The following is a 12,087-nucleotide window of genomic DNA, read 5'->3' as shown; positions in this document are numbered from 1 at the left end:
ATGACATGAAAACAAAAGACACAGCTCCAAAAGAAGGAACAATTTCAAGAAATCCGTTTCCTAATTCTAAAAAAATCTATGTACAAGGTGATATCCACCCAAACATACAAGTAGCCATGAGGGAAATTGCTCTTAGCGATACTAAAGATGCGATGACCGGGAAATTAACACCAAACGAATCCGTTACCGTATACGATACTTCGGGACCTTATACAGACCCAAATAAGGATATTGATATTCATAAAGGTATCAATCCTATTCGTAAACAATGGATCTTAGATCGCAATGATGTAGAAGAATTAAATCAATTTACTTCTACCTATAGCAACGAACGCTTAAATGACCCAACATTGGATCATATGCGTTTTTCCTTACTCAAAAAGCCTCTACGTGCAAAAGAAGGCAAAAATGTAACCCAGTTACATTACGCAAAACAAGGTATTATAACACCAGAAATGGAATATATTGCCATTCGTGAAAATCAGCGAATTGATAAAATAACAGAGATTAGTAAACAGCATAAAGGTGAACACTTTGGGGCTTCAATTCCTTCTAAGATCACGGCTGAATTCGTTCGTTCTGAGGTTGCAAGAGGTCGTGCAGTTATTCCATCAAATATTAATCACCCAGAAGCAGAACCCATGATTTTGGGAAGAAATTTTCTAGTAAAAATCAATGCCAATATAGGTAATTCAGCCGTTACATCTTCCATTGAAGAAGAGGTTGAAAAAGCAGTTTGGGCTTGTAGATGGGGTGCGGATAATATCATGGATTTATCGACAGGTGAAAACATTCATGAAACCCGAGAATGGATTATTAGAAATTCTCCAGTACCTGTTGGAACTGTTCCTATTTATCAAGCTTTAGAAAAGGTAAATGGTGTTGCAGAAGATTTAACATGGGAAATTTTCAGAGATACTTTAATTGAACAAGCAGAACAAGGTGTCGACTATTTCACCATCCATGCAGGTGTATTGTTGAGATATGTCCCTATGACTGCTAAACGTGTTACAGGAATCGTTTCTCGAGGCGGTTCTATTATGGCAAAATGGTGCTTAGCACATCACAAAGAGAATTTCCTTTACACACATTTTGAAGATATTTGTGCCATTTTAAAACAATACGATGTCGCTTTTTCTTTAGGAGACGGGTTACGTCCAGGCTCTGTTGCAGATGCGAATGACGATGCTCAATTTGCCGAATTGGAAACATTAGGTGAATTAACCAAAATCGCGCGTAAACAAGACGTACAATGCTTTATTGAAGGTCCTGGTCACGTGCCAATGCACATGATTAAAGAAAATATGGAGAAACAGATTGAAGTCTGTGATGAAGCACCATTTTATACATTAGGCCCATTAACAACAGATATTGCTCCTGGTTATGATCATATTACTTCTGGAATTGGTGCCGCAATGATTGGATGGTACGGGTGCGCCATGCTTTGCTATGTAACACCAAAAGAACACCTGGGGTTGCCAAACAAAGACGATGTTAGAACTGGAGTTGTTACCTATAAATTAGCGGCGCATGCTGCCAATTTAGCAAAAGGACATCCAGGATCGCAACACAGAGATAATGCTTTAAGCAAAGCACGATTTGAATTCCGCTGGGAAGATCAGTTCAATTTAGGGCTTGATCCAGAGTTAGCGAGAGAATACCACGATGAAACGTTACCTGCTGATGGTGCAAAAATTGCTCATTTCTGTTCTATGTGTGGCCCAAAGTTTTGCTCCATGAAAATCTCTCAGGAAGTACGCAACTTTGCAGCAGAAAATGATATTATAGATGATGAAGTCGTGCAAAAGGGTATGGAAGAGAAGTCTAAAGAATTTAAAGAAAAAGGAAGCGAAGTATATTTATAAACCATGATTGTATTAATTGCTCCTGAAACAGATCTTCTCGATGAAATTTTAACTCTAAATCAGCTTTTCGAAGCTGGTTTAGAGTATTATCATTTAAGAAAACCTGAAAAAAACTATCAAGAACATTGTGACTACCTAAATCAAATTAATGTTAAATACCACAATCGAATTGTCGTTCATTATTTTCATGAATTAATTAATACATACAACTTAAAAGGCATTCATTTTCAAGAACAAAAAAGAAGAAATCATATAGAAGATAATCCAGGACAGTATTTCAAAGGATTAAACATGTACGGAAAAACCATTAGTAGTTCGTTTCACGAGCCTGAAGATATAGATAACTGTGAGTTTGAATTTGACTATCATTTGCTAAGCCCAGTTTTCTCTTCAATTTCAAAAGAAGATTATGAAGGCAGAGGTTTTGATGTAAATCATATTGACAAACGCATAATTGGAATGGGTGGCGTTACGACAGATAATCTTAATGAATTTAATGCACTAGGGTTTAAAGGCGTGGGGGTTTTAGGAAGTATTTGGAACAATAACAAACCCGTAGAGGTTTTTAAAAAGATGAAAAGTCGCTTTGAGAGATAAAAATGAATGATAATAAATATATATTAACCATTGCTGGCCATGATCCTTCAGGAGGAGCTGGATTAACATCAGACATCAAAACGTTTGAAGCACATGGTTTACATGGTTTGTCTGTTTGTACAGCCATTACGATTCAGAATGATATTGATTTTAAACAATGTATTTGGACAGAAATTGATGTAATCATCACTCAAATTGAAATACTCTTTGAACGCTTTGATATCAATACTGTAAAAATTGGTATTATGGAATCCTGGGATACATTGAATCTCATTTTAAACAAATTACACAGACTAAATTCTGACATAAAAATTGTTTTAGATCCCATCATTAAAGCAAGTGCAGGTTTTGATTTTCATGAAACCGAAAACCAAAGTTTACTGGACAAGATATGGAGGCAATGCTATATTGTCACGCCTAACTATGATGAAATTCAAAGTTTATATCCAAAATTAAATATTGAAAATACGATTGAACATATATCTTCCTTCACCAAAATTTATTTAAAAGGAGGACACCGAACCGAAAAAAAAGGTTGGGATGAATTGTATCACAGTGGTATCGTTATGGTAAATATACCTCCTAATATAGATAAAATTTCTCAAAAACATGGGAGTGGTTGTGTGCTATCCGCTTCTTTAGCAAGTAATTTAGCTTTGAATATTGAATTAGAAGATGCCGCTAAAAATGCTAAACTGTATACAGAACAATTTTTGAATTCTGATAAAGGGTTATTAGGAAAGCACAAATACAATACTGTTGGGCAAACTCAAATAGTTAATAATTAAAATTATGATTCCGAAATTACATTATATATCACAAGGAAATACAGGAAAAGAACATCTTGAAAACATCAAAAAAGCATGTACTTCGGGAGCAGAATTGGTACAATTGCGTTTAAAGAACTTATCCGAAAAAAAGATTTTAAAAATGGCAGAGGAAGCCAGAAAAATTACGGCACATTATCAAACACGCTTAATTATCAATGACCACTATAAAATTGCAAAAAAAATAAAAGCAGATGGCGTACATTTAGGAAAAAATGACACCTGTCCTACTATTGCAAGGAAACATTTAGAAAACTGGCAAATTATTGGAGGCACAGCCAACACACTTGAAGATTGTAACATATTAGTTGAAAAAAAAATAGACTATATAGGCTTAGGACCTTTTCGTTTTACAACCACTAAAGATAATTTGAGTCCCGTTTTAGGAACAAACGGTTACCTAACGATTATTGAAACATTACAAACTAATATCTCCATTATTGCCATTGGAGGTATTACTACACAAGATGTTCCAGACATTTTAAAAACGGGCGTTCATGGGATAGCTGCTTCGAGTGAAATCACCAAAGATTTTAATAAAATTAGTCTATTCAATAAACTTTTAAATAGCCCTTCTCAGCAAGAACAAGTTTGGAATCCAAATCACAAAATATAACATGACAACAGATATACTAAAAATTGCAGATAAGACTTTTAAGTCACGATTATTTACAGGAACAGGGAAATTTAGTAGTGCCAACAACATGCGTGAAGCCATCATAGCCTCAGAAAGTGAGCTAGTTACTGTAGCCTTAAAACGTGTGGATTTAGAAAATGAATCGGACGATATGCTTGTTCATTTAAGTGATAATCAAATTAATTTGCTTCCCAACACATCTGGTGTAAGAACCGCAAAAGAAGCTGTTTTCGCTGCCGAATTAGCCAGAGAAGCACTTCAAACCAACTGGGTAAAACTAGAAATACATCCAGATCCTAAATACCTGCTCCCCGATCCTATTGAAACCTTAAAAGCCGCTGAAGAATTGGTGAAACTTGGATTTGTGGTCATGCCTTATATTCATGCCGACCCTGTTTTATGTAAACGTTTGGAAGATGTTGGTGTACAATGCGTGATGCCATTAGGTGCTCCTATTGGAAGTAATAAAGGTATTAAAACCCTTGAGTTTTTAGAAATCATTATCGAACAAAGCAACGTACCCGTAATTGTTGATGCTGGTATTGGAGCTCCGTCTCACGCTGCATTTGCTATGGAATTAGGGGCTGATGCTGTTTTAATAAATACAGCTATTGCGGTGTCTCAAAACCCTGTAGATATGGGAATTGCTTTTAAAATGGCTGTTGAAGCTGGTAGAATGGCTTATAACGCCAAACTAGCCCCTATTAAAAATCAAGCTGAAGCTAGTAGCCCACTCACGGCTTTTCTAAACGATTTAAATTAGTACAGACCATGTCTTTTAAAAATACATTTGAAAAACACGATTGGGATACTTTAGAAAAAGAGATTTACAAAGTAACAGCCAAAGAAGTTGAAAAAGTACTCCTCAAAGAGAAAATTGACTTAGAAGATTTTAAAACTCTAATTTCTCCAGCTGCCAAACCTTATATAGAACAGATGGCACAACGAAGTAATGCTATTACCAAAAAACGTTTTGGGAATACCCTTCAAATGTATATCCCCATGTATCTATCTAACGAATGTCAAAATATATGTACGTATTGCGGATTCAGTATGGATAATGGCATTAGAAGAAAGACTTTAAGTGATGCCGAAATATTAAAGGAAGTAGACCATATTAAAAAATTAGGATATGATCATATTCTCTTGGTAACAGGAGAAGCAAACAAAACTGTTGGAGTACCCTACATAAAACATGCTATAGACCTGATTCGGTCTCAATTTTCTAATATAAGTATCGAAGTACAACCTTTAGACCAAGATGAATACGAAACTTTAATCAGATCTGGGTTGTATGCCGTTTTAGTGTATCAGGAAACGTATCATAAAGCCACTTATAAAATACATCATCCGAAAGGTAAAAAGTCGAATTTTGATTACCGATTGGATACACCCGATCGATTAGGTAAAGCTGGAATTCATAAAATTGGCCTAGGAGCACTTTTTGGACTTGAAGATTGGCGAGTTGATAGCTTTTATACGGCTTTGCATTTAAAATATTTACAAAAAACATATTGGAAAACAAAATATTCTATCTCTTTCCCTAGACTTAGACCCCATCAAGGGGGATTAGATCCAAAAGTGGAAATGACTAATACCGATTTGGTACAATTAATTTGTGCTTACAGGTTACTGGATGAAGACGTTGAATTGTCATTATCTACTCGAGAAAGTGAAATCTTTAGAAATCACTGTATCCACTTAGGAATTACGTCTATGAGTGCAGAATCTAAAACAAATCCGGGAGGCTATAGTGTAGAACCTAAATCACTCGAGCAATTTGAAATTTCGGATGGTCGTACTACTGAAGAAATTAAGAATATGATCCAATCCCAAGGCTATGACGTTGTGTGGAAAGATTGGTCTAAGTCTTATGATGCTGTCGACTAAAAACAAGAATTTTTAAAAGAATCCAGACATGACCTTATCTAATATGTTTTCTTTAAATATTTTATTTATAGATAAACACTATTGATATCTTATCAGCAATATTCATCTACTTTTTCACATCATAGTTTTTACCTTTTAAACTAAACAGAGGTAAATAAAAAAATATGCCTATTAATGAAAATGATAACCCTCCTATAGACCCAGCAGCAAATGAAAACCAAAAGGCTTCATTTTGCCCACTCCAAACAAAAGGAATTAAACCCACAATGGTTGATATAATGGTTAAAATAACAGGAATAATCTTATAATTAAAAGCTTTAAAATACAATGATTGAACGTTCCTATTAGGATATTGCTTTTTCAAATTGTTATAATCATTAATAATATATAGCGCTGAATTCACACTAATGCCACTCAATAAAATAAACGAAGCATAGCCACCTTGGTCAAAATTGAAATCGAATAAGTAAAACGTTAAAAAAACACCAATAAAAGAAATGGGGATCATGCTAATTATAGCAAAGGGCTGCTTTAATGATTCTAAGAGAATCGCGCAAATGAAGAATATAATTCCAATGACTATAAATAAATAATAATATTGTGTTTTATCTTTTTTGTTCCATCTATTATATTTTTGCTCAAAAACTTGATATCCTAAAGGTAATTTAGATTCAAAACTTTCTATATTTTTCTCTCTTATCCTTTGAGCTAAAAATGATGTTCCAAGAAAATCATAAGCAACCGTTAATCTATATTGTTGATTATTCTTTTTAATAGTATTCCCTGTTTTCTTTTTTTCAATAGAAGCTAACTGATCTAGCTTATGTTGCTTGTTTCGAATTGAAATAGGTGTGTTTTTTAAATCCCATACATTAAATTTTTGATATTTATCTGACACTAGTTTTACTTTCTGTAATTCGTGATCCTGAATAATAGAAGCCAATTGTCCAGAATGTACCTGATTTTTTAAATGATTATATAATTGCTGTTGAGAGACATCAGCCATGACTAACTTATTAGCATCAAAATCTAAATAATATTCATATAAGGCATTATCTCGCCATCCGCCGCTGGTAATTTCTACATCTTTTACCCTGGAGCCAGAACTGTCAATAAGTTGCTGCTGTAATTGCTCTGCGTAATTATATAGTTTATCATAATTGTATCCTTCTAATATAATTCGGTTTCCTTTAGAACTAGAACCTAAAGCATTTGAAAAGCCTCTTCCAACACCACTAACGGTCCAGTCTAAGCCTCCTAAACTAATGGCTTTAGATTCTAATAAGTTTTTTAATGTATGGGGAAACCCTCCAAATTCATGGCTCTCTTTAAAATAAATCGAAATATTAGAATTTCTGTAACTAGATACTCGCGTTTCAAAAAGCTCAATTTCGTCAAATTGACCAATATAAGCTTCCATTTTAGTTATAGCATCATTAAGTTGTTGTATGGTACAACCATCTGGCATCTTACCAGTAACTCTCAATGTTGTTCTTTCTGGCTCGGAATAGAAAGAATTTTCAAAAACATCTTCAGTAAATAATCTTAACGTTCCACCTATTATTTTTTCTAAGGTCGGTCTTATATCATTTGAAAACCATTCTGTCCCTATACTTTTGTTATATATGCTAGTAAAGAAGTCCTCTCCTTCCATTTTTTTGGGTAGTAAATGAAATGGTAAGCCAAAACCTAGTAAAAAAATTAAAATAAATAACCATTTAAAACGAGGTCTTTTCATCCAAAAAATAATACGGGTATAATATTTTGTAAAACGTAGGGTTTTTCGTTTTCGTTTTCTGGAAAAATTAATATGCTTTTTAGACAAATTTATTTTATCTAATAAGGCAGGTACGTAGTACAATGACACTAATAAAGAAACACCAATATTAATAGCAATAACTAAAGCAAAATCTAGCAGATCTGCCCGTTGACCTTCTTTTAATAAAAAAATAATCATTAAAGCTCCAATAGTGGTAAGCGTGGCTGCTAAAATGGCTAAAAAAGCGTTTTTGTTACCTTTATTTCTTATGTGGTCTATCATGATAATACTATTATCGATAATGATCCCAAAAGAAATGGTAATACCTGCAAACGAATATAATTGTAATTCTACTTTAAATACATAATAAAAAATAACAGCTATTAGTAAATTAGTAATGATGCTGAAAAATAAAATAGTTAAGTACTTAAAACTTCTATTAATAATTAATATAAGTATCAATAAAATTAAAAATGAGAACAAGGTTCTTTTTTGTATTTTCTGTAATTCTTCAATGACATATTCTGTAGTATCTTGAGTTAATTTTATGCTATAACCGCTATCCAATTCATTACTTAAATCAAGAACTTTTTCTTTAACCGTATTTGCTAGATCAATAGTATTAATATCCTGTTCCGCATAAATAGTCATATTAATGGTATTCAAACCGTTTATCCTATAATAACTTGTTATATCTGCTTCTTTATATTTAACTTTTGCTATGTTTTCTAAATAAACTATTCTATTTCCAATCTTTTTTATTGGAATTTTATTCCAATCAATTTCTGTTTCTGGTTTATAAGACAGGTTTAATGACATTTCATGATCATAATCACTCTCATCTACTCTAAAAACACCGTTCCCTAATTCCTTTTTACTCAAATAATCATTAATAGCTTTCTGAATGTCATTTGCAGATAATTTTAACTGTAAAAGGCTATTCGTATTATATTCTATAACCCACTCAAAAGGTGCTGCTCCGTAAACGTTAACTTTATTAACCCCAGTGATAGTTGCTAATTTTGGTACGATGTGCTTCTCTGCATATTTTTTAATATAATAAGGGCTTTCGTTAGCATTAATACTATAGGATAGAATAGGTGATTTATTTTCATTGGCAGCACTTAACGACAGATTGGGGTAACTAACACCATCTGGAAGTTCGGAATAAGATTGACGAATTAAGTTAGCTAATTCAAAGCGAACCGCATCCATATTAACATGATTCTTAAATTTTATAGAGATATTTCCCCTTCCTTTATCTGATGTTGAACTAATACTCTTAATACCTTTAACCGTATTAAAAACACCTTCTAGTTTTGAGGTCACTTCTTGTTCCATCACTTTAGCAGAAGCATCTTTCCAACTAAAATTAATCCCTATAGAGGGTAAGGTTTTGGTTGGGGTTAATTGAACACTTAATAAAGGAATAAGGCTAGCTCCAATAATTGATAGACATACAAACACAATACATATAGAAAATGAAGAAAACTTAAAGTTCATATAAGAATTTATATAAAGTTATTATTTAGTTAAGCTATTATTACACTAATTTAATTAATCTATACTTTTAAATATCCGATTCCACCTAAATCTATTTTGGTAATTAGAAAATAACATACATTGTACTTTACCTATAAATGTTTAATTCTGGTAGGAAACCAAAAAATGTCGCTTTAAATTAACTGATATAATGGTGATTTATGGTAATTATTTTATAGTTTCCTTGTTCATTGTCCTTACTGTATCATGGAGCCAGTCTTTGAGTTCTTTCATTGAATTGAATCGAATCTGTGGTTTTTGTATCTATTTTGACATATTGTGCTATATCTGTTCACAAGGGTTGAGTTTTGGAGCATATGGAAGTAGTATTCTTAGGTATATATTTTCGGGTATCTCTTTTTGGTAGAGTGGAACCCGGCATTATCTATTACTAGTACCTTAAATTCATTAGATAAATTATCTTTCATGAAGTTTATGAATAATTGAAGAATAATAATTATAAGATAGTTCGGGGAATTCTAAATTTGTAAGAAAAAAATTATTTGAAATTAATTCATTACCTAATATAAAAACAAATGTTTTTTCACTTTTATTTTCGATGGGAAAACCTAAATCCTCACAGAAATAGGTATCAAAATTGATATCATTCATCTTTTTAAAAACCTCTAATTTTCTAGCACTACTATGTGTTGTTATTATTATAATATTTGAAATTCCTATACTATCTGAATATTTTTTTATTCTTTTTAACTCTCCTTCAATGCACATTCCACATCCTTTTTCTGAACTACGAATAACAAGCTTTTTATTTTTTCCAATGACCTTCTTAATGAGTATTTTCTTATTATTGGAATCAATTAATTCTAAATTTGGATTAATTAATATTGAGTTATTCAAAAATTGTTCTTTTATAGTTTCTTCATATAGATGTTTATCATTCTCATATCTCATTACTTCATTATTGTTAATATCATTCAACCTCTTAATTGTGCTTTTGTTATTATACAATAAGTATATATTAATAAATCCTAAGAATAATATCACATACAAACCCACTTTCTTCATACAAATCTATTTTTTTATTCTTTTAATTATTAATATCGGATTATCATTTGAATTAATCGAATTGATAAAATTCAAATCTTGTTTAGTGAAAATGAATTTTGTTGAATAAATTTCATTTTTTAACCCATCAAGTAATTTTTTTTCTGTGATTATTTTCTCAAAATAATCACAGAATGATTTTTTAATTTCATCGTTATAATCAGTATTATTTGTAATTTTTTTTATATATCCTATGTTAGAAGTTTCAAAAACACTGATTAATTCATTTTTAGTACTACTAGGGTACATAATAGCTGAACCAGATAGCATTCCTTTAAGATCATTTATCCATATATTGTTGTATGAAAGCCTTGATTGCTGTTTTTGGTAAAAGCAACTATAAATTTTATTTTTATAAATAAAATTAAATATCAATAATTTTGGGAAATCAAAATGATTATTCAAATATGCGTAGTCTGAATTTCTTAGTTCAGTCGTGAATTTAATATTTGGTTTCGAATAGAAGTTTTCAGGAATTGTATGATTTCCAAAATTTATTTCATATTCTTGTTTTATTTTATCACTATATATTGAGTATATTTTATTTGAGTATCCTGGCAGTAGAGAAGCATTATTTTTCGTGAATTTGCTCAAAAAGTTAAAACCTCCTCTGCTAGGTCCAGGTGTATTTACTTCGTCAAAAGCTTCATATAATGTTTTCCCTTTTATATTTATTACAATTAGATTTCTTTTGTTTTTAAACTTGTTGAAATCTATATCCAAATAAAGAGCTATTTTGTTTTTTTCAAAAAAGGCAAAAGATTTCAAATAGTATTTTAATTTTAATTCGTGTTTATAGTTTCCTTTAAAATCATAAAAAATAATTTTTTTAGTTGTATTACACCAAATAGCAATTTCATTAGAAAAATAATTTATATTAATGTCATTTGGTTCAATATATTCCCCTGGTCCTTTTCCTTTTCTCCCTACAGCATTTAAATATTTACCATTATCATCAAAAACTAATACTGCTTTCCTTTGAACTTGATCTAATATGAAATATTTGTTATCCCAATTTATTAATTTATCAATTCTACCTATAATTGATTTTTCAGTTGTTTCTAACTGCACAAATTTAATACTATCAAATAGTTCTGAGTATTTGCTTATTTTCCAATTATCAATTTTTTTAATTGAAATTTTTGTTTTTTGCCTATCATCTATATATATTTTTTTTTTATTATCATGAGTACAAGAGGAAACAAAGGTCAAGCAAATTAGGCTTAAAAGTATTTTTAATTTCATAAATATTAAAAATTTAGTGGTTCTCGATTCTAAATCGAGAACCACATTAAACTGTTAAAATAAGTCTTGGTTAAATAGCATCACATTTAACATCACAGGCTGATGAATCACAAAGTCCTGGTGTTTCAATTGTTTTGCAATGGTAATAGTGTCCATGTTCAGTTACTGTAACTACACCTATGCTATAAGTTACAGAACACTCATCGCTACCACATTGCTTTCCTCTAATTTCGCTATCAGCAGCAAAAGCATATTGTAATTCAGTTAAAGAAAAACTTATTTTAGAATTTTCGTTATTTGTTTGAGAAATATTTATACTAAAAAGAGTAAAACAGAATATAGCCAATAAATAGATTGAAATTTTATTTTTCATTTTTTTAAAATTTTATTTTAAATTAAATTATTAATCATTTCTTTTTTAAAATTTTATATAGCAAGAAGAAAACAGATATAATTGTAATAATTAGACCACTAATAAAAAAAAATAATCCATTTTTATAATGTGATATTTTCATATAAAACCCTATTAAAAAACTAAACCACTATGGACTTAAAGTCCATAGGTTTGGGCTGGTGACTTAAAGTCACCTGAATAGCTATTTCTCAATTATGAAATTTGCTCCATTACCATCATCAGGTCTTCGATGGTGTTCCAAATAT

General features: G+C 31.1%; 10 protein-coding genes. 6 read left to right on the top strand and 4 right to left on the bottom strand.

Annotated elements, in window-relative coordinates:
• Window positions 1-5 precede the first annotated feature (5 nt).
• The 6 genes from thiC to thiH are packed head-to-tail and all read left to right on the top strand — an operon-like array spanning window position 6 to window position 5,816.
• On the top strand, window positions 6-1,865 hold the full coding sequence (gene thiC / locus EM932_RS16970) for a phosphomethylpyrimidine synthase ThiC (RefSeq protein ID WP_135878402.1): 1,860 nt from the start codon (window positions 6-8) through the stop codon (window positions 1,863-1,865).
• A 3-nt stretch (window positions 1,866-1,868) separates the two neighbouring features.
• The gene (locus tag EM932_RS16965; protein WP_135878401.1) at window positions 1,869-2,462 is read left to right on the top strand and encodes a thiamine phosphate synthase; all 594 of its coding nucleotides are present in this window, start codon (window positions 1,869-1,871) and stop codon (window positions 2,460-2,462) included.
• A 2-nt stretch (window positions 2,463-2,464) separates the two neighbouring features.
• The gene (locus EM932_RS16960; RefSeq protein ID WP_135878400.1) at window positions 2,465-3,250 is read left to right on the top strand and encodes a hydroxymethylpyrimidine/phosphomethylpyrimidine kinase; all 786 of its coding nucleotides are present in this window, start codon (window positions 2,465-2,467) and stop codon (window positions 3,248-3,250) included.
• 4 nt (window positions 3,251-3,254) lie between these two features.
• On the top strand, window positions 3,255-3,905 hold the full coding sequence (thiE, locus tag EM932_RS16955) for a thiamine phosphate synthase (protein ID WP_211344310.1): 651 nt from the start codon (window positions 3,255-3,257) through the stop codon (window positions 3,903-3,905).
• Window position 3,906: 1 nt separating this feature from the next.
• Complete coding sequence (locus tag EM932_RS16950; protein ID WP_135878398.1) at window positions 3,907-4,689, top strand: thiazole synthase; 783 nt, start codon at window positions 3,907-3,909, stop codon at window positions 4,687-4,689.
• Between the two features lie 8 nt (window positions 4,690-4,697).
• On the top strand, window positions 4,698-5,816 hold the full coding sequence (gene thiH / locus EM932_RS16945; RefSeq protein ID WP_135878397.1) for a 2-iminoacetate synthase ThiH: 1,119 nt from the start codon (window positions 4,698-4,700) through the stop codon (window positions 5,814-5,816).
• A gap of 106 nt (window positions 5,817-5,922) precedes the next feature.
• Here thiH and EM932_RS16940 read toward each other — a convergent pair whose 3' ends face one another.
• From EM932_RS16940 to EM932_RS16925, 4 genes are all read right to left on the bottom strand, one after another.
• Window positions 5,923-9,078 carry an efflux RND transporter permease subunit gene (locus EM932_RS16940; protein ID WP_135878396.1) on the bottom strand — a complete coding sequence of 1,052 codons (3,156 nt, stop codon included), beginning with the start codon at window positions 9,076-9,078 and terminating at the stop codon, window positions 5,923-5,925.
• A gap of 456 nt (window positions 9,079-9,534) precedes the next feature.
• Entirely contained in the window at window positions 9,535-10,143 is a 609-nt protein-coding gene (locus EM932_RS16935; RefSeq protein ID WP_135878395.1) for a hypothetical protein, read from the bottom strand.
• A 6-nt stretch (window positions 10,144-10,149) separates the two neighbouring features.
• Window positions 10,150-11,427 carry a 6-bladed beta-propeller gene (locus EM932_RS16930; protein ID WP_135878394.1) on the bottom strand — a complete coding sequence of 426 codons (1,278 nt, stop codon included), beginning with the start codon at window positions 11,425-11,427 and terminating at the stop codon, window positions 10,150-10,152.
• Between the two features lie 70 nt (window positions 11,428-11,497).
• The gene (locus tag EM932_RS16925) at window positions 11,498-11,800 is read right to left on the bottom strand and encodes a hypothetical protein (RefSeq protein WP_135878393.1); all 303 of its coding nucleotides are present in this window, start codon (window positions 11,798-11,800) and stop codon (window positions 11,498-11,500) included.
• Between the last annotated feature and the right edge of the window lie 287 nt (window positions 11,801-12,087).

Source organism: Flavivirga rizhaonensis (assembly GCF_004791695.1).
In the GTDB taxonomy this organism is placed as follows: Bacteria; Bacteroidota; Bacteroidia; order Flavobacteriales; family Flavobacteriaceae; genus Flavivirga; species Flavivirga rizhaonensis.
Note: the sequence above shows the minus strand (reverse complement) of the source record. Positions and strands in the feature narration are given on the sequence as shown.

Bases quoted from the DNA above. Each gene is read 5' to 3' on its own strand.
- thiC (WP_135878402.1), top strand. From the start codon at position 6: ATGAAAACAAAAGACACAGCTCCAAAAGAAGGAACAATTTCAAGAAAT.
- EM932_RS16965 (WP_135878401.1), top strand. From the start codon at position 1,869: ATGATTGTATTAATTGCTCCTGAAACAGATCTTCTCGATGAAATTTTA.
- EM932_RS16960 (WP_135878400.1), top strand. From the start codon at position 2,465: ATGAATGATAATAAATATATATTAACCATTGCTGGCCATGATCCTTCA.
- thiE (WP_211344310.1), top strand. From the start codon at position 3,255: ATGATTCCGAAATTACATTATATATCACAAGGAAATACAGGAAAAGAA.
- EM932_RS16950 (WP_135878398.1), top strand. From the start codon at position 3,907: ATGACAACAGATATACTAAAAATTGCAGATAAGACTTTTAAGTCACGA.
- thiH (WP_135878397.1), top strand. From the start codon at position 4,698: ATGTCTTTTAAAAATACATTTGAAAAACACGATTGGGATACTTTAGAA.
- EM932_RS16940 (WP_135878396.1), bottom strand. From the start codon at position 9,078: ATGAACTTTAAGTTTTCTTCATTTTCTATATGTATTGTGTTTGTATGT.
- EM932_RS16935 (WP_135878395.1), bottom strand. From the start codon at position 10,143: ATGAAGAAAGTGGGTTTGTATGTGATATTATTCTTAGGATTTATTAAT.
- EM932_RS16930 (WP_135878394.1), bottom strand. From the start codon at position 11,427: ATGAAATTAAAAATACTTTTAAGCCTAATTTGCTTGACCTTTGTTTCC.
- EM932_RS16925 (WP_135878393.1), bottom strand. From the start codon at position 11,800: ATGAAAAATAAAATTTCAATCTATTTATTGGCTATATTCTGTTTTACT.